This window comes from Haloplanus vescus, assembly GCF_900107665.1.
In the GTDB taxonomy this organism is placed as follows: domain Archaea; phylum Halobacteriota; class Halobacteria; order Halobacteriales; family Haloferacaceae; genus Haloplanus; species Haloplanus vescus.
Genome location: NZ_FNQT01000001.1, coordinates 1,010,766 through 1,032,365, shown reverse-complemented (window position 1 = coordinate 1,032,365; position 21,600 = coordinate 1,010,766). Strand labels below are relative to the sequence as shown.

20 protein-coding genes and 1 tRNA gene are annotated in these 21,600 nt (G+C 66.2%); 12 read left to right on the top strand and 9 right to left on the bottom strand.

From position 1 onward, the window contains the following. The first annotated feature begins 137 nt into the window (after positions 1–137). Genes BLU18_RS05485 through BLU18_RS05475 form a run of 3 tightly spaced genes read left to right on the top strand, consistent with a single transcriptional unit; the run spans position 138 to position 2,138 of the window. Positions 138–1,067, top strand: coding sequence for a replication factor A (locus tag BLU18_RS05485; RefSeq protein WP_092633630.1), 930 nt, complete (start codon positions 138–140; stop codon positions 1,065–1,067). A 1-nt stretch (position 1,068) separates the two neighbouring features. After that, a complete protein-coding gene (locus BLU18_RS05480; RefSeq protein WP_092632692.1) occupies positions 1,069–1,680 on the top strand; it encodes an RPA family protein in 612 nt (203 codons plus the stop codon). 59 nt (positions 1,681–1,739) lie between these two features. Then, on the top strand, positions 1,740–2,138 hold the full coding sequence (locus BLU18_RS05475; RefSeq protein ID WP_092632689.1) for a DUF8146 domain-containing protein: 399 nt from the start codon (positions 1,740–1,742) through the stop codon (positions 2,136–2,138). Here BLU18_RS05475 and BLU18_RS05470 read toward each other — a convergent pair. Next, a complete protein-coding gene (locus BLU18_RS05470) occupies positions 2,130–2,585 on the bottom strand; it encodes a DUF5814 domain-containing protein (RefSeq protein WP_092632686.1) in 456 nt (151 codons plus the stop codon). The two genes, BLU18_RS05475 and BLU18_RS05470, sit on opposite strands and share 9 nt — an antisense overlap. A gap of 116 nt (positions 2,586–2,701) precedes the next feature. Here BLU18_RS05470 and BLU18_RS05465 point away from each other — a divergent pair. Continuing rightward, a tRNA-His gene (locus tag BLU18_RS05465) sits at positions 2,702–2,773 on the top strand. 190 nt (positions 2,774–2,963) lie between these two features. After that, the gene (locus BLU18_RS05460; RefSeq protein ID WP_092632683.1) at positions 2,964–4,070 is read left to right on the top strand and encodes an AI-2E family transporter; all 1,107 of its coding nucleotides are present in this window, start codon (positions 2,964–2,966) and stop codon (positions 4,068–4,070) included. 6 nt (positions 4,071–4,076) lie between these two features. On the opposite strand, the gene BLU18_RS05455 is transcribed toward BLU18_RS05460, so the two are convergent. After that, positions 4,077–6,725, bottom strand: coding sequence for a hybrid sensor histidine kinase/response regulator (locus BLU18_RS05455; protein WP_092632680.1), 2,649 nt, complete (start codon positions 6,723–6,725; stop codon positions 4,077–4,079). Between the two features lie 68 nt (positions 6,726–6,793). Then, positions 6,794–7,984, bottom strand: a complete 1,191-nt coding sequence (locus BLU18_RS05450; protein WP_092632677.1) for a CBS domain-containing protein — start codon at positions 7,982–7,984, stop codon at positions 6,794–6,796. A gap of 147 nt (positions 7,985–8,131) precedes the next feature. On the opposite strand from BLU18_RS05450, the gene BLU18_RS05445 reads away from it, so the two are divergent. The 3 genes from BLU18_RS05445 to BLU18_RS05435 all read left to right on the top strand — a co-directional run bounded on the left by BLU18_RS05445 (position 8,132) and on the right by BLU18_RS05435 (position 11,403). Beyond that, positions 8,132–8,818, top strand: a complete 687-nt coding sequence (locus tag BLU18_RS05445; RefSeq protein ID WP_394327328.1) for an inorganic diphosphatase — start codon at positions 8,132–8,134, stop codon at positions 8,816–8,818. Between the two features lie 67 nt (positions 8,819–8,885). Beyond that, positions 8,886–9,263, top strand: a complete 378-nt coding sequence (locus BLU18_RS05440; RefSeq protein ID WP_092632674.1) for a cupin domain-containing protein — start codon at positions 8,886–8,888, stop codon at positions 9,261–9,263. An 82-nt stretch (positions 9,264–9,345) separates the two neighbouring features. Then, positions 9,346–11,403, top strand: coding sequence for a DEAD/DEAH box helicase (locus tag BLU18_RS05435; RefSeq protein WP_092632671.1), 2,058 nt, complete (start codon positions 9,346–9,348; stop codon positions 11,401–11,403). A 76-nt stretch (positions 11,404–11,479) separates the two neighbouring features. On the opposite strand, the gene BLU18_RS05430 is transcribed toward BLU18_RS05435, so the two are convergent. Continuing rightward, positions 11,480–11,887: an acyl-CoA thioesterase gene (locus BLU18_RS05430; protein WP_092632668.1), complete on the bottom strand. Its 408-nt coding sequence runs from the start codon at positions 11,885–11,887 to the stop codon at positions 11,480–11,482. Between the two features lie 99 nt (positions 11,888–11,986). Here BLU18_RS05430 and BLU18_RS05425 point away from each other — a divergent pair, with 99 nt between their 5' ends. After that, positions 11,987–12,928 carry a 3-hydroxyacyl-CoA dehydrogenase family protein gene (locus tag BLU18_RS05425; protein ID WP_092632665.1) on the top strand — a complete coding sequence of 314 codons (942 nt, stop codon included), beginning with the start codon at positions 11,987–11,989 and terminating at the stop codon, positions 12,926–12,928. Here BLU18_RS05425 and BLU18_RS05420 read toward each other — a convergent pair. The 3 genes from BLU18_RS05420 to BLU18_RS05410 all read right to left on the bottom strand — a co-directional run bounded on the left by BLU18_RS05420 (position 12,925) and on the right by BLU18_RS05410 (position 15,173). Further along, complete coding sequence (locus tag BLU18_RS05420) at positions 12,925–13,149, bottom strand: DUF7511 domain-containing protein (protein WP_092632662.1); 225 nt, start codon at positions 13,147–13,149, stop codon at positions 12,925–12,927. The two genes, BLU18_RS05425 and BLU18_RS05420, sit on opposite strands and share 4 nt — an antisense overlap. Before the next feature lie 154 nt (positions 13,150–13,303). After that, the gene (locus tag BLU18_RS05415) at positions 13,304–14,482 is read right to left on the bottom strand and encodes an MFS transporter (RefSeq protein WP_143025230.1); all 1,179 of its coding nucleotides are present in this window, start codon (positions 14,480–14,482) and stop codon (positions 13,304–13,306) included. A 61-nt stretch (positions 14,483–14,543) separates the two neighbouring features. After that, positions 14,544–15,173, bottom strand: a complete 630-nt coding sequence (locus BLU18_RS05410; RefSeq protein WP_176791182.1) for a type IV pilin N-terminal domain-containing protein — start codon at positions 15,171–15,173, stop codon at positions 14,544–14,546. A gap of 85 nt (positions 15,174–15,258) precedes the next feature. Here BLU18_RS05410 and BLU18_RS05405 point away from each other — a divergent pair, with 85 nt between their 5' ends. Then, positions 15,259–16,293, top strand: a complete 1,035-nt coding sequence (locus BLU18_RS05405) for a DUF7972 family membrane protein (protein ID WP_092632657.1) — start codon at positions 15,259–15,261, stop codon at positions 16,291–16,293. A gap of 31 nt (positions 16,294–16,324) precedes the next feature. After that, positions 16,325–17,815: an Asp-tRNA(Asn)/Glu-tRNA(Gln) amidotransferase subunit GatB gene (gene gatB, locus BLU18_RS05400; protein ID WP_092632654.1), complete on the top strand. Its 1,491-nt coding sequence runs from the start codon at positions 16,325–16,327 to the stop codon at positions 17,813–17,815. On the opposite strand, the gene BLU18_RS05395 is transcribed toward gatB, so the two are convergent. Then, complete coding sequence (locus BLU18_RS05395; protein ID WP_092632651.1) at positions 17,816–18,175, bottom strand: group I truncated hemoglobin; 360 nt, start codon at positions 18,173–18,175, stop codon at positions 17,816–17,818. A 93-nt stretch (positions 18,176–18,268) separates the two neighbouring features. Next, complete coding sequence (locus BLU18_RS05390; RefSeq protein ID WP_092632647.1) at positions 18,269–18,907, bottom strand: helix-turn-helix domain-containing protein; 639 nt, start codon at positions 18,905–18,907, stop codon at positions 18,269–18,271. 143 nt (positions 18,908–19,050) lie between these two features. On the opposite strand from BLU18_RS05390, the gene BLU18_RS05385 reads away from it, so the two are divergent. Further along, positions 19,051–21,564, top strand: a complete 2,514-nt coding sequence (locus BLU18_RS05385; protein WP_092632644.1) for a DNA topoisomerase I — start codon at positions 19,051–19,053, stop codon at positions 21,562–21,564. The last annotated feature ends 36 nt before the right edge of the window (positions 21,565–21,600 follow it).

Here is a 21,600-nt window from a genome sequence, read left to right as displayed (position 1 = left end):
TCGGCCCGCGGCCTCGGGGCCCGTTCCCGCCGCAAGCCCGCGATTTCACTTCCACCCCGGTCGCGGAAGTTTTTATATCGTTGCGCACCAACCGTCGTGTGCCTCCCCACGAGAACAACACGGAGGCGATTGAGACCATGACAGATTTAGATACCCACGCAGAGGATATCGTCGAGCAGTTTTCCGACCATCTGGACCTGACGGTCGACGAGGTTGAAGAGCGCCTCGACAACCTCGTCAACGAGTACCGGGTTCCGGTGGACGAGGCGCGCCGTAGCGTCGTGAACAGTTACCTCGACGAGGCTGGCTTGGAGCGCGAAGCGCTCGGCGGCGGCGGCAACGCCTCCGTCGGCCTCGCCGAAATCGAACAGGACGAGCAGTGGCTCGACGTGACCGCGAAAGTCGTCGAGCTCTGGGAGGCCCGCAGCGACTCCGTCGCGCAGGTGGGTCTCCTCGGCGACGAGTCGGGCACGACCAAGTTCGTCGCGTTCGAGAGTTCGGACCTCCCCGAACTGGAGGAGGGGACGGTGTACCGCCTCGAAAACCTCGTTACCGACGAGTATCAGGGCAACTTCTCGGTGAAGCTCAACCGGACGACGACCATTACCGAAGTCGACGAGGAGATAGAGGTCGGCGACGACGCCGAAACCGTCGAAGGCGCGCTGGTGGACATCCAGAGCGGGAGCGGCCTCATCAAGCGCTGCCCCGAAGACGACTGCACGCGCGTCCTCCAGAACGGTCGGTGTTCCGAACACGGGAGCGTCGAGGGCGAGTTCGACCTCCGAATCAAGGCCGTCCTCGACGACGGCGAGTCGGTGCACGAGGTCATCTTCGACCGCGAGCAGACCGAAGCCCTCACCGGCATGTCGCTGGAGGAGGCGAAGGACATGGCGATGGACGCGCTCGATACGACCGTCGTCGCCGACGAGATGCAGTCGGGGACGCTCGGTCGATACTACCGAGTGAGCGGCCCGCAGTTCGGCCGGTACGTGCTGGTCGACGAGTTCGAACAGCTCTCCGACCCAGTCGACGCCGAAGCGGCCCTCATCGAAGCGAGGTCGATCTAACATGAGCCAGGCACCCACCCGCGAAGTCGCGCGTCGCGTCTTCGCCCGCGAGTTCAACGACGCCAGTCACACGTTCAAAGAGTCCGACGACGAACGCGCACCCGTCTACCTCCTCCTCCCCACGGGGGAGCGAGCAAACCGCGTGTTCCTCGTCGGCACCCTCACCGAGAAAGAGGACGTGGGCGAGGGCGACGAGTACTGGCGCGGCCGCATCGTCGACCCGACGGGGACGTTTTTCGTCTACGCCGGGCAGTACCAACCAGACGCCGCGTCGGCGCTCCGGGACCTCGAACCCCCGGCCTACGTCGCCGTCGTCGGCAAACCCCGAACCTACGAAACTGATGACGGCTCGGTCAACGTCTCGGTCCGCCCCGAGTCCATCACGGCCGTCGACGCCGCTACCCGCGACCGCTGGGTGGTCGAGACGGCCCAGCGAACCCTCGAACGCGTCACCGCCTTCGAGGACGAGGGCAACGAGTACGCCCGCATGGCCCGCGAGGAGTACGACCTGTCGGTCGACGACTACCGACAGACGGCACTCTCGGCGCTCGAAGGCCTCGACGAAACGGACGAGTTAGACGCCGACACGACGCTCGACGCCCCCGCCGAGTAGTCGTGGCCGGTCGTCTGACGAACCGTTAAGTGAATCGAGGTTCCATTTCCCCATCACCCATGGGCAACAAGAACAAGACCGTCTCCTTCCGCGTCAACGAGGACGCGTTCGAGACGCTGCGCGAAATCGCCGAGGAGCGTGACATCTCGCTCTCGGCGGTGTTCCGTGACTACGTCGATATGCTCGTTGCCCACGACGGCCAAGTCGAAGTCGTCCCCGAACACGAACTCCCCGCGGAGTCGGACGACGAGCCCAGTTTCCCGCCCACAGTCGAAGTACCGAAGAGTTTCGTCCGCGAGCACGAACGCCTCGAACTCGAAGCCGAACACCTGCGGGAACAGCTCGACGAGCACAAACGCTACGTCGACCAGCTCCGCGAGCAGCTCGAACAGGACGAGGAGGTCATCCACCTCGAGGACTTGGACGGCGAACGCGACGAACCGTATCACCTAGGCTGACAGCGCGCGCCGCGCTTCGGCCGCCCGCTGTTCCATTTCTGTGTCACCCTCCACAGCTGCCAGCGATTCGACCGCTTCCAGCCGTCGCACCGCCTGGTCGAGGAAGGAGAGCACGTCGCCGGGGTAGGCGTACAGCATGTAGTCGTCGGTCATCACGTCGACGATGGCGTCCGGGCCGAGGCCCTCCGCCCGCAGTTCCAAGAGATAGCGGATGAACTGCCGTTCGGGGTAGCCGGTGTAGAGGTCGTCGGGGTCCTCACAGTCGAGGAAGTCGGTCGCGAAATCCAGCAGTCGGTCGCGGGTGGCGTCGTCGAGTTTGGAGAGGCCGTCGCCGCTGTAGAGCACCTCCATCGTCGCTCCCTTGAACGCGCCCTTGGGGATGGACGTGTCTAACTGAGAGACGATCTGCCGGTGGTTCTTCAGATAGACTTTGTCGGTGATAGCCACTGGTGGTGTGTAGACTGCGGCCGAACTAAAGCGCCTCGGCTTCGCCGTGGGGCGGCGACACACGCCGACTCTGAGTCGTAACCTACTTGACTTACAGCCAAGTATCGTAGGATGTGTCCGGGTTAGGGTAGTGGTTATCCTTCAGCCTTGTGGAGGCTGAGACGCGGGTTCGATTCTCGCACCCGGACTTTCTGCGGAACGAAGTGACGAAGAACGCCGGAAGGCGAAATCGAACCACGCGAGACGAGCGCTAGCGAGTCTCGCAATCGGGTTCGATTCTCGCACCTGGACCCTCCTTTCGTAACACCTCCTCACCGTCGCACGCTTGGCGTTTCCACACCCGGTTTTTTCACCCTGCCGCGAGCACACTCGCCCGCAATGGACGAACGCCGTGCGGTCGTCGCCCTCTTCGGATTGGTCGTCGCCTTGGTCACTGGCTATATCGCGTATCGGTTCATCGCCGCCCTCACCGTCGCTATCTTCCTCTACTACTCGACGCGTCGGTTCTACAAGGCGCTCGGACGCCTCAAGCTCCCGGCTCGCGTCCGGGCGGTGACGGTGTTATCACTCCTCGCCATCCCCTTGCTCCTCTTGCTCAGTTACACGCTCGTGTTGGTGGTGACGGAGACACAGACCTTCCTCGAGACGTATCCCGTCCTCGAGACGGCGGCGACGAACGTGCCGTGGCTTCAGGGGGTCGACGAACTCCCGGAGCTCTCCTTCGAGGGCATCGTTGAGGCGTATCGCGCCGGGCGGTTCGACGCCATCCTCGATTTCCTCGTCGAGAACGCGGCGGTGTTGACCAGCGCCATCACGGGCTTCTTCCTCAACCTCTTCATCGTCGTCGTCGTCACCTACTACCTCCTCATCGACGGCTGGCGGTTCCACGACTGGCTCCTCCGCTTCGACGATGACGCCGTCGTCCGCGAGTATCTGGAGGCCGCGGACGACGAACTCGAAGCCATCCTCTTCGGCAACCTCCTGAACGTCATCGCCATCGCACTCATCGGCGTCGGCGCGTTCAAAGGATACAACGCCCTCGTGCCCGCGGCCGTCGAAGTCCCGTACCCCGCCCTCGCGGGCGTCCTGACCGGCGTCGCGAGCCTCGTCCCCGTCGTCGGGATGAAAATCGTCTACCTCCCAATTACCGCGGCGATGGCTGCTCCCCTCGCCATCAGCGGCGACTACTCGCTGCTCGGCTATCTCGTCGCCTTCCTGTTCGTCGCCGTCGTCGTCGTCGACACGATTCCGGACATCGTCCTCCGGCCCTATCTCAGCGGCGAGCGAACCCACGTCGGCCTCCTGATGCTGGCGTACATCTTCGGTCCGGTCGTGTTCGGCTTCTACGGCCTGTTTTTCGCGCCAATCGTCCTCGCGCTCGGCATCACGTTCGCCCACACGGCGCTGCCGCGACTCCTCGGCGGCGAGAGCGTGGACACCGACGCGGGCATCGCTCCGGACCAGCGACGCCTCGACGACTTCTGACCGGAATTACTGGGCGTCGACGCCCGTGATTTCGAACCGGGCGCCGCCCGCCTCGCTGGCGGTACACGCAATCTGCCAGCCGTGGGCTTCGACGATGTCTCGGACGATGCGAAGACCGAAGCCGGTCCCCGCGTCGTCCGTCGAGTAGCCGGCTTCGAACACCCGGTCGCGGATGTTGGCCGGAATCCCGACTCCGTCGTCTTCGACGTAGAATCCGCGGGGGTCGCCGTCTCCGTCTCGGATGGCGCCGACGGTGATGGTGAGGTGGTCGCCATCGGCGGGCTGACCGTCGGTGGAGCCGTGTTCCACGGCGTTCCGAAAGAGGTTCTCGAACACCTGTGAGAGTCGACTCTGGTCGGCGACGACCGTCACGTCGTCGGCGAGGCGGTACTCGGCGTCGCCGGTGCCGACGTTCTCCCAGCTCTGTGAGGCGACCGTCGAGAGAGCGACCGACTCCGCGGTGTCGACAGACTCGCCTTCGCGAGCGAGCGTCAGCACGTCGTCTATCAACGTCCCCATACGGTCTATCGCTCGTCGTGCGGTCTCGATGTGGGACGTGTCGCACTCCTCGCTCGCGAGTTCGAGGTGGCCGTCGGCGACGCTCAGCGGGTTTCTGAGGTCGTGGCTGACGAGGCTGGCGAACTCGTCGAGGCGTTCGTTCTCCCGCTGGAGTTCGGATTCACGCTGGCGGAGCATCGCCTCGCGCTCGACGCGTTCGATGGCGGCGGTGACGTTCTCGCAGAGCAGCTGGGCCAGTTGGCGGTCGTTCGCGTCGAACGCGCTCGCGTCCGTCGACGCGACGAGGACGACCCCGTGGTCGCCCAGCGGGACGATGAGTTCGCTCCGGAAGACCGTCGATTCGTTGTGCAGCGTCTCGGCTCGCTGGAGGTCGTCGTACTGCTCGAACTCGCCGCGCTCGTACGCCTTCCACGCGAGGCTATCGGTCCCGAGCGTCGGCGGTGTGCCGAGCACGTCCTCGATGTTGCTGGTCCACGCGATGGGTTCGAGCGCCGATTCCCCCTCGATTCGTTGGTGGACGGCGGCCTGCGTGAGCGTCAGGATGTCCGAGAGTGCGTCGACGGTAATCGCCGCGATTTCGTCCGTCGAGTCCGCGCGCATCAGGTCCTGTGTCGTCTGATGGAGGTCGTTCAGCGCCAGCTCGCGGTCCTTGCGCTCCGACACGTCGCGTCCGATGCCGACGACGTGCCGTGACTCGTCGTCGGCGCCGTCGAGGGTCCAAGTCCGGAACTCGTGGGTGCAGTACTCGTCACCGTCTTGGAACCGGAGTTCGCGCGTGTCGTGGCCCGTATCGAGTGCGTGCTGGATGCCGGCCTCGATCTGTTCCCGGTCGTCGGGATGGAACAGCGACGCCGGGTCCAGCGAATCGAGGTTCGCCCGCGTGAGCTCCCCGCCCCGCGGCTCGTTCACGTAGACGAGCGCTCCGTCCTCATCGAGGACGTAGAACACGTCTTCGAGGGAGTCGAGGGCGTCTTCGAGGACGTGACTCTCCGTGGGCGTAGCCGTATCGAGGACGCCGCCCCGGACGAGTTCGACGAAGCCCCGGCCGTCCCCGACAGCCGAGACGACGGTGTGAGCCCGGAACTGCTCGCCGTCCTCGCCGACGCGGTAGCTGTCGTCCGCCGCCGTCCCCCGTTCACGCGCCGTCGCGCGCAACGCCGCCGACCGCTCCTCGTCGGTGTAGAGCTCGGCGACGTCGGTGCCGAGTATCTCTCGTTCGGTGTAGCCGAAGAGCCGTTCGGCGCCGTCGTTCCAGCCCGTGACGTGCCCCTCTTCGCCGACGGTCACGACGGCGTACGCGTCTATGTCGTCGACGGCCGTCCAGAACGGCTGCTGGCCGAGTCCACCCGAGTGTCTCGCATCTTCGGCCGTGGCCTGCCTGACCAGGCAGATGAGCGTCCCGTCGTCGGCGTACGCGAGCGCGTGGTCCGTCACCAACTGCTCGCCGTCTTTGCGCTCGTACACCGTCCGCCCGGTCCACCTGCCGTCTCGGGGAACGGCGGGCAGAATCTCCTCGTAAACGTGTCCCACATGCCCCTCGGGGTAGAGCAGCTCCCAGTGTTTGCCGACCAGTTCGTCCCGGTCGTAGCCGGTGATTGCCGTGTACGCCTGGTTGACGTACTGAAACTCGCCGTCCTCGTCGAGGAGGGCGATACCCTCGCGGGCGGTGTCCATCGCCTGGTACGCGCGGGTGACCATGCGCTCGGCGTCGTGTTTCCGGACGGCGTTCGCAACGCGATTGGCGAGGACCGCGTACTGGTCCGTGCCCGGTCCTTTCTGGAGGTAGTCGGTAACGCCCGCGGAGATGGCTTCGCTCGCTATCTCTTCGCTCCCCTTGCCGGTGAAGAGGACGAAGGGCAGGTCGCCGTACCGGTCGCGGACGAGTCGGAGGAATTCGAGCCCGTTCCGGTCGGGCATGTCGTAGTCGCTGACGACACAATCCACGTCGCCGCCTTCCAGTCGGTCGAGCGCCGCCTCGATGGTCGTCGCCGTCTCGACGGTGAGCGAGTCGTTCACGCGTTCGAGAAACGTCGACGAGAGGTCGAGGAAATCCGGATTGTCGTCGACGTGTAGGACGGTGACCGGCTCCCGGCTCCGAGAGACGTCTGGCACTTCAGCCGGGTCGTCGATACGCATACGCCATCTGAGTCGCGGCTGGTAGAAGAACCCTTGGACAGGGCCGGTTCCGGGGCGCTCGCGGCCGCTTACCGCCGAACGAGGTCTGGGTCGGCTGAGAGCCGGTCGAGTCCGGTGTCCACGCTCGCTTCGGGGCCCCGCGTCTGGATGATGTTGAACGCCGTCACCAAGTCGGAGCGCGAGATGAGGCCGACGAGGGCCCCCGACTCGTCGACGACCGGGAGGCGGCCGACGCTCTCCTTTTGCATCAGGGAAATGGCGTCCATCGCGTCCGCGTCCGGCGAAATCGTCACCAGCTCCGTCTCCATCACGTCCTCGACGCGGTAGGCGTCGCGCTCGACTTCGCGCACCTCTCGGGTGTCGTCGAGGGTCACCATCCCGGCGAGATTCCCCTGTCGAAGGACGGGGTAGCCGGTGTGGCGTTCGCGGAACATCCGGTCGGTCAGTTCCGCGAGCGACGTGTCGGCGGTGACCGTCTTCAGGTCCGCGGCGGGCGTCATGACGTCGCCGACGGTGACGTCCTGGAACGCCGCTTTCAGCACCGTCTGCTGGGCCTCGCCCGAGGCACCGATGTAGATGAAGAAGGCGAGCGCAACTAGGAACAGGTTGGCGAAGAGGCCGACGATGGCGAGGAGGACGGCGAACACCTTCCCCACCTCGGCGGCAATCTGTGTCGCGCGGGCGTGCGGTCGCCGACGCGCCAGCAACGCTCGGAGGACGCGCCCCCCGTCCATCGGGAAGCCCGGGAGCATGTTGAACACCGCGAGGACGACGTTCGTCATCGCGAGGTAGGCGAGGACGAACTGCACCGTCGGGACGCTCCCGCCGCCGAGAGCGAGAAAGCCGACGTAGGAGAGGATGCCGAGGCCGACGCTGACGAGGGGGCCGGCGACGGCGATGGTGAATTCCTGTTTCCAGTCCTCGGGCATCTCGGCGAACTGCGCGACACCGCCGAACAGCCAGAGGGTGATGGAGTCGATTTCGTAGCCGTACTGCATCGCGACCAGCGAGTGGCCGAACTCGTGGATGAGGACGCAGACGAACAGCCCGATTGCCGCCGCGGCACCCAGAATCCACGGCGTCGACCCGGCCGTGAGCGTATCGACCGGCATCGACACGCTGAACGTCCGGTTGAGAACGGTGACGAGATTTGCAACGTCCGACCCGATGAGCCACGCGAATAGCGGGAGGACGAGCAAGAACGTGAGGTCGAGTTTGATCGGAATGCCGAACGCACTTCCGATGCGGATGCCGCGCATACCGAACCTAGTGTCGGCGCCGACTTAACTTTGTGAGCCTAATGTCGGGCGACGGCACAGTACGACTCTTGTTCACACACGAACGCTGTGACGGTTACATTTCAATCATATAAACGTTCAATCGGCCAGCGTCACCCGATTCGCTCGATGTTCGACGATATGGACGAACTGCCACCGTCGGCGTCGCGTCGGTCGTTCCTGCTCGGAGCCGGTTCGGTTGCCGGTCTCGCGGTTTCCGGGCAGGTGTCCGCGGCGGACTCCGACGCGCAGCGTACAGCACAAATCGACGCGACGAACGGAGACCCCATGAACTACATCACTGATCTCGACCAGAGCGACGACTTCCCCGAGCGAATCACCGCGGTTTCGGTCGCACAGATGAACAGCCGCGAGAAGTACGAATACCGGGCGGACCCGCATCGCATCATCCTCGACCGCATGCTCCACAGCGAGGTCCGCTACCCCGGTGACTACGGGTTCATCCCCCAGACGGCCATGGGCGACGGCGACCCCCTCGACGTACTCGTCATGCTCGAATCGTCGCTGTTCCCCGGGTGTGTCCTCGACGTGCGGCCGGTCGCCGTGGTCCGCATGACCGACGCGGGCGAGAACGACGACAAGATCATCGGCGTCCCCGCCGACGACCCGCGCTGGGACCACGTCTCCGAGGTCGACGACCTCCCCCAGCACACCCGTGACGAGATTGCGGAGTTCTTCCGGACCTACAAGAACCTCGAACCCGACGGCAACATCGTCGTCGACGGCTTCGACGACAGCCAAGCCGCCCAGAGCATCATCTCCGAGGCCAACACTCGGTACCACACCGACGGCTGAGCGCGGTCGTCCCCGACTGTTTCCCGCGACGCCAAACGCTTAGTCGGCGGCCCGCCTACCGGGTCGCATGAGCGAGCAGTCACCGACGCCGGTCGTCAAATCCGCCGACCAAATCGAGTACGCACCCGTCGACGCCGCCGACGGGTTGTCGAAGGGCGTGTTGCTCGACGAATCCGACGGCGCGCCGACGTTCGCGATGCGGCGGTTCACCCTCGACCCCGGCGCCGAGGTGCCGAAACACACCAACGCGGTCGAACACCAGCAGTACGTACTGGAAGGGGAGTACGTCGTCGGCGTCGACGACGAGGAACACGTCGTCTCCGCGGGCGACTCCCTACTCATCCCCGCGGGCGTCGTCCACTGGTATCGAAACGAGAGCGACCAGCAAGGGGCGTTCATCTGTGCCGTCCCCAACGGCGACGACACCATCGAACTCGCCGACTGATACTGTTGGCTGTAAGTCAATACGGCCGACAGTATGACCCGGAGTCGAACGGCTGAAATACTCGGTTCCCGTACTCGGAATCGTGTCACGGCAGGTCGGACGCGTCGAGACGCTCTTCCTCCACGAACGCGACGACGACGACTTCCTCGCAACCGTCGTTCGCGACGGCGAGCGAGTGTTCACGGCCGTCCTCGAACTGAAGGAGACGGACGCCGGCCCGCGCCCCGCCCGCTTTCGGGTCCAGCGCGGGTCCAGCGAGGAGCCACGCGACCCGAGTCAGTTCGTCGAACTCGCGCGTCGCGCCGAGCGCATCCGCATCTCCCAGCAGACCTCTCCCGACGGCCGCGAGCGCCTGCAATCGATGCTCGACGGCTACCAACTCGACGCCCTCACCGTCCGCACCTGTCGCTACTGTGCCTCCGAGGGACGCTACTCACCCATCACGGAGGACACCGCCATCAAGTCCGATCGCGACTACATCTGCCCCGATTGTGCGAAGCGCGAACTCGACACGGAACTCGCGTACGCCGGCGGGTTGACCGGCGCCGCCGAGGACCGTCTCGAAGACCTCCTGTTGGAGGTGCAGGACCTCGACCGCATCACCAACCTCCTGCAGGGGGAACTCGACCCCGACCTGACGAAGTTCGACGAAATCGGGGCGACCGTCGAGGACGTGGACCCGGTGCCGACCGACAGCCTCGACCTGCATCCGAAGCTGAAACGACAGCTCACCGACCGCTTCGACTCGCTCCTTCCCGTCCAGAGCCTCTCAGTCCGGAACGGACTGCTCGATGGCGACGACCAACTCGTCGTGAGTGCGACGGCGACGGGGAAGACGCTCGTGGGCGAACTCGCCGGTATCGACCGCGCGCTGAAGGGGAAGGGCAAACTCCTCTTTCTCGTTCCGCTGGTCGCGCTGGCCAACCAGAAACAGGAGAACTTCGAGGAGCGGTACGGTGACCTCGTCGACGTGACCATCCGCGTCGGCGGGAGTCGCGTCAGCGACAGCGGGGCCCGCTTCGACCCCTCCGCCGATGTCGTCGTCGGCACTTACGAGGGCATCGACCACGCGCTCCGGACGGGCAAGGACCTCGGCGACGTGGGGACCGTCGTCATCGACGAGGTGCACACCCTCAAGGAGGGCGAACGCGGCCACCGCCTCGACGGGATGATATCCCGGCTCAAACACTACTGCGAGCGCCGGGCGGGGCAGTCCAGCGGCTACGACGGCGCTCAGTGGGTCTACCTCTCCGCGACGGTTGGCAATCCCGAGTGGTTAGCCAAGCGCCTGCGCGCGACCCTCATCGAGTTCGAGGAGCGCCCCATCCCCATCGAGCGCCACCTCACGTTCGCGGACGCCCAGAAGAAGACCCGCATCGAGAACCGCCTCGTCCGCCGGGAGTTCGACAGCAAGTCCTCGAAGGGGTACCGGGGCCAGACCATCATCTTCACCAACTCCCGGCGGCGCTGTCACGAAATCTCGCGGAAACTGGAGTACGACTCCGCGCCCTACCACGCCGGATTGGACTACGGCCGGCGCAAGCGCGTCGAGCGCCAGTTCGGGGATCAGGACCTCGCGGCCGTCGTCACCACCGCCGCCCTCGCGGCCGGCGTCGACTTCCCCGCCTCGCAGGTCATCTTCGACACGCTCGCGATGGGCATCGAGTGGCTCTCGGTCCAAGAGTTCGAACAGATGCTCGGCCGCGCGGGTCGCCCCGACTACCACGACCAAGGGACCGTCTACCTGCTGGTCGAACCCGACACCGCCTACCACAACAGCATGGAGATGACCGAGGACGAGGTGGCGTTCAAGCTGCTGAAAGGCGAGATGGAAGACGTCCGCACCATCTACGACCTCTCGGCGGCGGCGGAGGAGACACTCGCTAACATCACCGTCGCGGGCAAGTCAGCCAAGCGCCTCAACGACCGGATGCTCGGGGACGTGCCGACGACACAGGCCATCGGCAAACTCCTCGAGTGGGACTTCATCGACGGCCTCGAACCGACGCCGCTCGGCCGCGCGGTGACGCGGCACTTCCTCTCGCCCGACGACGCCTTCGCGATGCTCGACCGCATCCGGCAGGGCATGGACCCCTACGACCTCGTGGCGGAGCTCGAACTCCGCGACGAAGAGGAGTAGTTCTCTTACTGTGAGCCGTTACTGACCAGTCGCCGAGACGCCGACGAATCTCCGGAAACAGGTACAGTAATCCGTCTCACTCGTCGCGCCGCGCTTCCATCTTCTCGACCCACGTCTCCGGGAGCGGTCGGGACGCCCCCTCGTCGGGGTCGACGTACACTTGCGTCGTCTCCGCCGTCGCGGCCACGTGGTCGCCCGCCCGAACCTCGTAGTCGACGGTGACGCTCGATTCGCCAATCGAGGTAACGCCCATCGCCACCGTCACCGTCTCGTCGTCGAGCGTAATCTCGTGTCGGTAGTCGATTTGGAGGTTCACGAGGACGGTGTCGATGTCGTCCAGCCCCACACCGAGTACGTCGGCGTAGTAGTCGACCCGCGCCTGTTCGAGGTAGGTGGCGTAGGTGGCGTTGTTGACGTGGCCCATCGCGTCGATGTCGGCGAAGCGGACCTGCAGCTCCGTCTCGTACTCGAAGTCGTCGCTCATACCCGTCCGTGCGCCGCCGGAGTGTTGTGCCTACCGGAGGTGGCAATGCCCACGCGGCCGTCGCGGCGTTTAAGCACCCGACCGACGACGCTGTGGCCGATGACGACCGAGACACCGACCGCCGTCGCCGTCGTCGGCGCCGGGACGATGGGGCACGGACTCGCCCTCCAGTTCGCGCGCCACGGCGCGGGCGTGACGCTCGTCGACCACCGCGAGTCGAACCTCGCCGACGCCCGCGCCGGCGTCGACGACGCCCTCGACTTCCTCGACGCGAACGGCTGGCTGGACACCGACCCCGACGCCATTCGCGCTCGCATCGACGACACGCTCGATACCGCGGCCGCAGTCGCGGGCGCCGAGTTCGTCGTCGAATCCGTCTCCGAGTCGTTGGACGTGAAGGCCGACGTGTTCCAGACGCTCGTCGATGCCGCGCCCGAGAATGCCGTCCTCGCGAGCAACACGTCCGGGATTCCGATTACGGACATCGCGGCGACGGTGCCAGACGCCGCGGACCGCGTCATCGGCTGTCACTGGTGGAATCCGCCCTACCTCATGCCGACGGTCGAGGTGGTTCGGGGCGCGGAGACGAGCGACGAGACGGTGGCGCGGACGGCGGCGTTCGTCGAGGCGGTCGACCGCGACCCGATTCGGGTCGAGCGAGACGTGCCCGGCTTCGTCTGGAATCGCATCCAGTTCGCCGTCCTCCGAGAGTGTACGCATCTCGTGCAGGAGGGCGTGGCCTCGCTCGAAGACGTGGAGCGAGCGGTCAGGGACGGCTACGCGCTCCGCACCGCGGCCATCGGCCCCTTCGAGACGGCGGACCTCGCGGGGCTGGACCTGTTCGAGACCATCGCGGCGGACCTCTACCCGCACCTGAGCGACGCGGACGCGCCCGGGTCGCTGTTCGCGGACCGCCTCGACGCCGGGCGGGGCGGCGTCGCCGACGGTGCCGGATTTCACGAGTACGACGTCGCTCCCGAGGACGTGATTCGGACGCGGAACGAACGAGTGGCGGCGGTTCGGCGGGCGCTCGAAGATTAGCGCATCTCGTCGAGGTGGCGGAAGGCGTCGGCGTCGGCGGTCAACCAATGGGTGAGTCGCTCGGTTTCGCCCGCGTCGGACGGGTAGAGCGTCTGTCGGTCCGGCGTTCCCTCGTACGTGACGACGACGGAGTGGAGGCAGCGGGGGTCGCCTCCATCGTCGATGTCGACGTTCACGTCGGAACTGGCCGGGGCGTCGTCGGGCGTGGAGGTGTTCGACATGACCCATCGACGACTCGGGCGTGAAGACGTTTAGTGCCTGCTATGTGGGGTACGTGACCGACCGAACTGCCGGTGGTGGTCCCCGCGAGAACGGTCCTCTATATAGACGTCCCGATGGCTTCGACTGGAGATCCGTCGCTCGCGGCGTGTCCCGTCAGGACAACGTTCGCCACGCGAGGGAGACGAGGGCGATGCCCGCGCCGAGCGCAGCGGTGGCGAAGACGGCGTGGACGCCGAACGCGCCCGCAACGGGGCCGAACGCCACGGGCGCGAGGAACTGGCCGACGTAGCCGACGATGGCGACGTACGAACTGAACTGCCCCTGTCGGTCCGCGGGCACCAGTTCCTCGACCCAGAGGAGGACGGTCGGAAAGACGAGTCCCTGCCCGAGTCCGAACAGGACGACGGGGGCGACGGCGACGGTTCGCGTCGGTGCCGTCGCCGCGACGGCGAAGCCGACGGTCCACAGCGCACACGCCGCGAGGACGAGCTGTCGGTAGTCGACCCGGCGTCGGATTCGGTCGTAGTAGTACGCGCTGACGCCGCCAGCGGCGCCCATCGCAGCCAGATAGAGGCTGATAGAGAGCGACGAGTCGACTCCCACCGTCGCCAGCGCCCGGGGATAGTAGACGACGATGGCGTAGAGTAACAGGTTCGTCGCGAAGTAGAGCGCGTAGACGAGTGCAAGGAGTGGGTGCGTTCGGAGCGTGCGGCGCAGGGCGGCGATGTCGCCCTCGTTGCTCTCCCGCGGCGAACGCGCCGGATCCGGCACCGTCACCGCGGCGACGATGCCCAACGGGAGCGCGAGGAGGTAAACGCCGAACGGGCCGTGCCACGAGAGTGTACCCAGGGCCCCGCCGACCAGCGGCCACAGCGCGGCACCGAAGCTGTTGGCGCTCCCCCGAAGCCCCATCACGCGGTCCTTGCGCTCGGACTCGTAGAGCGAGTAGATGAGGACCGTAATCGACGTGTAGACGAACGCGACGGCGACGCCGAGGAGCGCGCGCGTGACGAGGAGTGCCGGAAACGACTCGACGACCAAGCCCGCGCCGCCGGCGACGCCGTAGAGGGCGAGGCCGAGGACGTACGGCCGACGGGGGCCGTAGCGGTCGATGAGTCGCCCGGCGACGGGGCTGGTGAGGACGATGAAGAGGCCGTGTGTCGTGATGACGAGGCCGGCGAGCGACTGCGAGACGCCCAGACTCGTCCCGATTTGGTTGACGACGGGGCCGAGAATCGCCCCGGCCATCACGGTCAGCGTGCCGGACGCGACGAGCACCCAGAGGGCGTTCTCCGGCGTCTGCCACCACCCGGACGACGCTCGCGCACCCATGGAGTCGTCGGGCGTTCGGCGTGCGCCCGGAAGAGGATTCGCGTTACGGCACTGACCGCCGTCAGCTCTCCACCTCGACCGTGCCCGTGTCGTCGACTTCGCCGTTGACGGTGACGGTGGCGCTGTGGTTGCCGGCGCTCGGATTCGTCACCGCCGTGTATTTGACTCTGAGGGCGTCGCCGGCCGCCAGATTGTAGTTCCCCGTCAGCTCGATGCGGAGGGTGTTCCCGCCGTCGGCGACGATGACGCCGTCGCCGGGCGGACAGCACTCCACGTCGCTCGTCGCGTCGTCCTCGACGCTTCCGTCGCGGTCGCCGTCGATACCGACCAACGTAACGTCGGAGCGTTCGTCCACGTCGCTCACGTCCACGGACCCGTCCGCGTATTCTATCGTGACCGAGTTCAGGGAGTTGCCCGCGGTGTCCGAGTCCGAGGCGATGGTGTAGTTGACGACGTGTGTGGTGGTCGCCCCCGACCCGTCGTCGACCGGCCAGATGAGTTCGCCCGCGTGCGACTCGGTGCCGCCCGCGTCGGCGCCCTCATTTTTGTCGGTCAGGTCTGCCACCGCCTCTCGCTCCGTCCCGAAGTCGGCGAGATTGAGAGCGCTGACGGCGAACATCGACGCCAGTAGGAGCGTGATGACCACCATGAGGGCGACGCCGACGATGGGAGAGATGGCCCGCTCGTCCATAGCCCCGCTTCGGCCGGGACCGATAATAGCGCTCGGCCTAATCCCGTGCCCGCCGCTTTTGACGCTGGCGGCTGTCGTCTCGGGCATGGCCGACGATTCCGGGGACGGAGGAGCTAGCCCCAGTGACCAGTTGCGGACCCGCGCCGCGGGCAGTCGGGCGAAACTCTGGCTCCTCCTCGAAGCCGATAGGCGACTCGTCGTCGCGGGACTGGTCGTGGTCGTCGGCCTCGCACTCCTCGGGATTGGAATGGCCCTCCCCGCGGCGGCCGCGACGCTCCAGCAGAGTGACTCGGTCGATACGCTGTTTCAGGGGCTGCTCACCGCTACCATCACCGGCGTGACGCTGGTCTTGACTCTCAATCAGCTCGTCCTCTCGCAGGAACTCGGTGCCGTCGGCGACCAGCGCGAGCGGATGACCGGTGCGCTGTCGTTCCGGGCAGACGTCGCCGACCGTCTGGGAACCCCCGTCAGTCCCGCACGCCCCTCGCAGTTCCTTCGAGCGCTCGTGCAGGTGTCTGGCGAGCGAGCGCGGCAACTCCAGGATGCCGTCGACGAGACTGAGGACGGCTACGCGGCTGTCCGCGACCTCACCGAGAGCCTGAGCGAGAACGCCGACCGCGTCGCCACTGACCTCGACGGCGCACAGTTCGGCAAGTTCACGGTAGTGTCGGCGGCGCTCGATTTCAACTACTCGTGGAAGATATTCGCGGCGCGGCGTATCCGTGAGCGGTACGCCCTCTCGTCGGACGCGAACGAGGTGCTCGACGACCTGCTCGACACGCTCGAACTGTTCGGGCCCGCGCGAGAACACGTCAAGACGCTCTACTTCCAGTGGGAACTCATCGACCTCTCGCGGGCCATCCTCGCCGCCGCGCTCCCGGCGCTTCTCGTCGCCGTCTGCATGGTCGCGTTCTTCGACCCGACTCGTTACGCCGCCGTCGTGCCCATCGTCGCCGTCGCGGCCACGGTGTCGCTGCTCCCGTTTCTGGTCTTGATAGCCTACGTCCTACGAATCGCGACGGTGACGAAACACACGCTCTCTATCGGGCCGTTCATCCTCCGTGAGACCGACCAAGTGGAGCAGGTGTCGTGGCAGGCGGACGGGGACGAGTCCCGTTAGCCTTTAGCCACCGGCGGTGTAAGCCCGCGCAATGACTGCGCAGGCGCTCCAGCAACGAGATTTGGCGGTCGTCATCGGGCTGGAGGTTCACGTCCAGCTCGAGACCGACACGAAGATCTTCTGTGGCTGTTCGATCGAGGCGGCGGACGACGAGGAGCCGAACACCCGGACCTGCCCCGTCTGTCTGGGCTTGCCCGGTGCCCTCCCTGTCCTCAACGAGGCGGCGGTCGAGTCCGCGGTGAAGATTGGGAAGGCTATCGACGCCGACGTGGCCGAGGAGACTCGGTTCCACCGCAAGAACTACTACTACCCCGACCTCCCGAAGAACTTCCAGATTACGCAGTACGACGCGCCGATCTGTTCCGACGGCAGTCTCGAAGTGAGCGTCGAGGGCGAGCGCCGCGAAATCGGCATCGGCCGCGCCCACCTCGAAGAGGACCCGGGAAGCCTCCAACACGAGGGCGGCAACATCGAGACGGCCGACTACTCGCTGGTCAACTACAACCGCGCGGGGACGCCGCTGATGGAAATCGTCACCGAACCGGACTTCCGCGGGCCGGGCGAGGTGCGTGCCTTCCTCGCCAAACTGGAGGAGGTCCTCGAATACCTCGGTGTCTTCGATGCCTCCCGCGACGGCAGTCTCCGCATCGACGCCAATATCTCGCTCGTCCCCGCCGACGAGGTGGGCGAGGACGGCGACGTCGACGAGGACGTCCTCGCCGACGCCAACCGGACCGAGGTGAAGAACATCTCGAGCCACAAGGGCGCGGAGCAGGCACTCGCCTACGAGGTGACGCGGCAGAAAAACGCCGTCAAGCGGGGCCGTGAGGTAGAACAGGAGACGCGCCACTGGGACGAGAGCCGCGGCATCACCGTCTCGATGCGCTCGAAAGAGGAGGAGAAGGACTACCGCTACTTCCGCGAGGCCGATCTCCCGCCGCTTCGAGTTTCCGACTGGAAAGAGCAGATTTCCATCCCCGAACTCCCGGACGCGCGCCGCGAACGCTTCCGCGAGGAGTACGCCCTTGACGCGGAGGCGGCGTCGAAACTCACCTCCACCAAGTCGGTGGCCGATTTCTTCGAGGACGTGGCCGACCGCTTCGACGCCGACCTCGCGGCGACGTGGGTGGCTGACGACCTCCTCGGCGAACTCAACTACCGCGACATGGGGATTGCGGACGTCGAGGACCGACTGGACGAGTTCGCCCGCCTCATCGAGCTCGTCGCCGCCGACGAAATCACGGAAAAGAACGCTCGTGAGGTCGTCTTGCGCACGATGCTCGACGAGGGCCTCGACCCCGACGCGGTGGTCGACCGCGAGGACCTCGGTAAGGCGGGCGACGAGGCGGTCGTCGCCGCCGTTGAGGAAGCCATCGACGAGAATCCCGACGCGGTGGAAGATTACCACGCCGGTGAGGGCGGTGCGCTCAACTTCCTCGTCGGACAGGTGATGAGTAAGACGGGCGGGAGCGCTGACCCCGGAACCGTCAACGGACTGCTTCGCGAGCGACTCGAAGCGTAGTTACTGGCCGAGAACCGGCGCTTTGAGGCCGACGACTTCGGCCATGATCGCCTCGACGTTGTCCTCGGGGACGCCGTTCTCTTCGAGGGCCTGCGTGAGGTATTTCCCCACGAGGTCGAAGTCTTCCTCTGCGATGTCGAGGTGGTCGTGGGCCGCGCGCATGTCGTCGCCCGTGTACTCGACGGGGCCGCCCGTGACGGCGCTGATGAACTGTATCTGGTGGGCGCGGAGTTCGGCCGTGTCCGTGTCTTCGAAGTAGGGAATCAGCTGTTCGTCGTTGAGAACCTTGTCGTAGAAGTCGTCGACGACTGCTTCGACTGCGTCTCGGCCACCGATTTCGTTGTAGATGGTCTGCGACATTGCGTCACCCCTCTGTCGACGCCGCGGTCGGATACACCCTTTCTCTAGCCTGTTCGGGTTTATTTAAGTATATGGGAAATGACAACAAGCGCCTCAGCTGGAGATAAGTTGGTCGAAAAGTTTGGTCTGTGCGACCGACAGGTGTTCGACGAACGTGGAGACGGAGACGCCGAGTTCCTCGGCGACAGTCCGGGAGTTGGCCTCCTTCGGCGAGTCGAAGTAGCCCATCTGGTGGGCCGTCTTCAGCACCTCGTACTGGCGGTCGGTGAACGCGTTGCGGTCGGCGACGAGGAGCGACTGGTCGCCGTCGGTGGCGCCGGAGCGAACCAACCGCTGGACCGTCACGTCCGCACAGCAGGACTGGAGGTCGGTCACGATAGCGCGGAGGGTGTCGAGGTCCGGCGCGACGAAGGTGAGACAGAGGCGGCCGCCATCCGTGCGCACGTCGCGAACCGGACAGCCCTGTTCCGGGACCCGCGAACACGGGCAGTCCTGTTCATGGGCGTAGCGGTACACCGACTGCGACCCGTCTTCGAACACCGCTTCGGCGTCGTCGATGGTGGGTGCGTCGCCGTCGTGGTCGACGGTCACCTCGCCGACGACGTTCGTCGCCTCCGCGCTCCCGTGTCGGTCGACGGTCACCGAGTCGAGCGTGACTTCCTCGCTCAGCGACGCCGCAGGACAGTCGGCCACGCCGCGGAGTTCGAGTTGGACGTGGATGCCTGACGACATACGTGCGTGGAACGGGTCCTGCCGTATAAGCGACGCCGTTTCCGCAGACCGTGCCGGGACCGCATGTCACCCGTTCACAACGGCCACGTCTGGCGATTAGGGCCACGAAAGGTTTAGGCGGCTGGTCGGCGTACGACTGGGCGATGAAACGGGGCCCCGAACTGATTATCACGGAGAAAGACAACGCGGCCCGCCGCATCGCAGACATCCTGAGCGACGGGAGCGCGGACGCCGACCGGGTCAACGGGGTCAACGTCTACAAGTGGGGTGGCAAGCGCTGTATCGGCCTGTCCGGCCACGTCGTGGGCGTCGATTTCCCGCCGGAGTACGACGACTGGCGCGACGTGGAGCCAGTCGAACTCATCAGCGCCGAGGTGGAGAAGCGCCCGACACAGGAGAACATCGTCGCGGCGCTTCGTCGCCTCGCCCGCAACGCCTCGCGAATCGTCATCGCCACCGACTACGACCGCGAGGGCGAACTCATCGGGAAGGAGGCGTACGAACTCGTCCGCGACGTGAACGACGAGGCACCCGTCGACCGGGTGCGCTTCTCCTCGATTACCGACCGCGAAGTGACGGAGGCTTTCGCCGACCCGGACGACTTGGACTTCGACCTCGCGGCGGCGGGCGAGGCGCGCCAAATCGTCGACCTGATGTGGGGCGCGTCACTCACGCGATTTCTCTCCCTCTCCGCCCGACAGCTCGGCGACGACTTCATCTCCGTCGGGCGGGTGCAGGGGCCGACGCTGAAGCTCATCGTCGACCGCGAGCGCGAAATCGACGCCTTCGACCCCGAGGACTACTGGGAGCTGTTCGCCGACCTGACCAAAGCGGACGAGACGTTCGAGGCCCAGTACTTCTACCTCGACGAGGACGACACCGAGGCCGAACGCGTCTGGGACGAGGACCGCGCCGACGCGGTCCACGACGTTCTCGCGGCGGCCGAGGCGGCGACGGTCGACGAGGTGCGCCGTCGCACCCGGACCGACGACCCGCCGGCGCCGTTCAACACCACGCAGTTCATCCGCGCCGCGAGCGGCATCGGCTACTCCGCCCAGCGGGCGATGAGCATCGCGGAGGACCTCTACACGGCGGGCTACATCACGTACCCGCGCACGGACAACACGGTCTATCCCGACGACTTGGAGCCGCGAGACCTGCTCGACGCGCTCTCCTCGGGGCCGCGCTTCGGCGACGACGCCGCCTCCCTCCTCGACGCCGACGACATCGAACCGACCGCTGGCGACGAGGAGACGACCGACCACCCGCCGATTCACCCGACCGACGAACTCCCCTCGCCCTCGGACCTCTCGGAGGACGAGTGGGAGGTGTACGAACTCGTCGTCCGGCGCTTCCTCGCCACCGTCGCCGACGCGGCGACGTGGGAGCACCTGCGCGTGGTGGCGACCGTCGACGATGCGATGGACCCGTCGCTGAAGGCAAACGGCAAGCGCCTGGTCAACCCCGGCTACCACGCGGTCTACCCCTACCGCTCGACGAGCGAGAACTACGTCCCCGACGTGACGGAGGGCGAGACGCTCGCACTAGCCGACGCCCAGATGGCGGCCAAGCAGACCCAGCCACCGCGGCGGTACGGCCAGTCCCGCCTCATCGAGACGATGGAGAAGATGGGTATCGGGACGAAGGCGACCCGGCACGACGTGATTCAGAAGCTGTACGACCGCGGGTACATCGAGGGTGACCCGCCGCGGCCGACGCGTCTCGCCCGCGGCGTCGTCGAGGCGTCCGAGGAGTTCGCCGACCGCATCGTCAGCGAGGAGATGACTGCCCAGTTGGAGGAAGATATGGAGGCCATCGCCCGCGGCGAGGCGACCCTCGACGAGGTCACCGACGAGTCCCGCGAGATGCTTGAACGCGTCTTCGATGGGCTGATGGAGTCACGAGAGGCGCTCGGCGACCACCTTCGCAAGTCGCTGAAAGCCGACAAGACCGTCGGCCCGTGTCCCGAATGCGACGAGGACCTCGTCATCCGACGGAGTCGGAACGGTTCCTACTTCGTCGGCTGTGACGGCTACCCCGACTGCGAGTACACGCTCCCGCTCCCCTCGACGGGCAAGCCCATCCTCCTCGACGAGACGTGCCCCGACCACGGCCTCAGCGACGTGAAGATGCTCGCCGGGCGCAAGACGTTCGTCCACGGCTGTCCGCTCTGTGCGGCGGAGGCGGCCGACGAGGAACCCGACCTCGTCGTCGGTCCGTGTCCCGAGTGCGGCGACGAGGAGGGTGGCGAACTCGCCATCAAGCGCCTCCGTTCGGGTGGCCGACTCGTGGGCTGTACGCGCTACCCCGACTGCGAGTACTCCCTGCCCATGCCCCGTCGGGGCGAGGCCGAACTCACCGACGAGACGTGCGAGGAACACGACCTGCCGGGCATCCGCATCACCTACGAGGACGCGGACCGAGAGCCGTGGGAACTGGGCTGTCCCATCTGTAACTACCGCGAGTATCAGGCCCGGCAAGCGGGCGACGAACTCGAAACCGTCGACGGCATCGGCGAGAAGACGGCCGAGAAACTGAAAGACGCGGGCGTCGACGACGTGGCCAGCCTGAAGGACGCGGAACCCGACACGCTGGCGGACCAAATCGACGGCGTCGGCCCCGATACGGTGCGGAACTGGCAGGCCGACGCCGACTGACGGTCCTCCATCGACGCCGAGTCGGACCCTTTTTAA

Excerpts from the sequence above, each read along its gene's own strand:
- BLU18_RS05485 (WP_092633630.1), top strand. The coding sequence starts at position 138 with ATGACAGATTTAGATACCCACGCAGAGGATATCGTCGAGCAGTTTTCC.
- BLU18_RS05480 (WP_092632692.1), top strand. The coding sequence starts at position 1,069 with ATGAGCCAGGCACCCACCCGCGAAGTCGCGCGTCGCGTCTTCGCCCGC.
- BLU18_RS05475 (WP_092632689.1), top strand. The coding sequence starts at position 1,740 with ATGGGCAACAAGAACAAGACCGTCTCCTTCCGCGTCAACGAGGACGCG.
- BLU18_RS05460 (WP_092632683.1), top strand. The coding sequence starts at position 2,964 with ATGGACGAACGCCGTGCGGTCGTCGCCCTCTTCGGATTGGTCGTCGCC.
- BLU18_RS05455 (WP_092632680.1), bottom strand. The coding sequence starts at position 6,725 with ATGCGTATCGACGACCCGGCTGAAGTGCCAGACGTCTCTCGGAGCCGG.
- BLU18_RS05450 (WP_092632677.1), bottom strand. The coding sequence starts at position 7,984 with ATGCGCGGCATCCGCATCGGAAGTGCGTTCGGCATTCCGATCAAACTC.
- BLU18_RS05445 (WP_394327328.1), top strand. The coding sequence starts at position 8,132 with ATGTTCGACGATATGGACGAACTGCCACCGTCGGCGTCGCGTCGGTCG.
- BLU18_RS05440 (WP_092632674.1), top strand. The coding sequence starts at position 8,886 with ATGAGCGAGCAGTCACCGACGCCGGTCGTCAAATCCGCCGACCAAATC.
- BLU18_RS05430 (WP_092632668.1), bottom strand. The coding sequence starts at position 11,887 with ATGAGCGACGACTTCGAGTACGAGACGGAGCTGCAGGTCCGCTTCGCC.
- BLU18_RS05425 (WP_092632665.1), top strand. The coding sequence starts at position 11,987 with ATGACGACCGAGACACCGACCGCCGTCGCCGTCGTCGGCGCCGGGACG.
- BLU18_RS05420 (WP_092632662.1), bottom strand. The coding sequence starts at position 13,149 with ATGTCGAACACCTCCACGCCCGACGACGCCCCGGCCAGTTCCGACGTG.
- BLU18_RS05415 (WP_143025230.1), bottom strand. The coding sequence starts at position 14,482 with ATGGGTGCGCGAGCGTCGTCCGGGTGGTGGCAGACGCCGGAGAACGCC.
- BLU18_RS05410 (WP_176791182.1), bottom strand. The coding sequence starts at position 15,173 with ATGGACGAGCGGGCCATCTCTCCCATCGTCGGCGTCGCCCTCATGGTG.
- BLU18_RS05405 (WP_092632657.1), top strand. The coding sequence starts at position 15,259 with ATGGCCGACGATTCCGGGGACGGAGGAGCTAGCCCCAGTGACCAGTTG.
- gatB (WP_092632654.1), top strand. The coding sequence starts at position 16,325 with ATGACTGCGCAGGCGCTCCAGCAACGAGATTTGGCGGTCGTCATCGGG.
- BLU18_RS05395 (WP_092632651.1), bottom strand. The coding sequence starts at position 18,175 with ATGTCGCAGACCATCTACAACGAAATCGGTGGCCGAGACGCAGTCGAA.
- BLU18_RS05390 (WP_092632647.1), bottom strand. The coding sequence starts at position 18,907 with ATGTCGTCAGGCATCCACGTCCAACTCGAACTCCGCGGCGTGGCCGAC.
- BLU18_RS05385 (WP_092632644.1), top strand. The coding sequence starts at position 19,051 with ATGAAACGGGGCCCCGAACTGATTATCACGGAGAAAGACAACGCGGCC.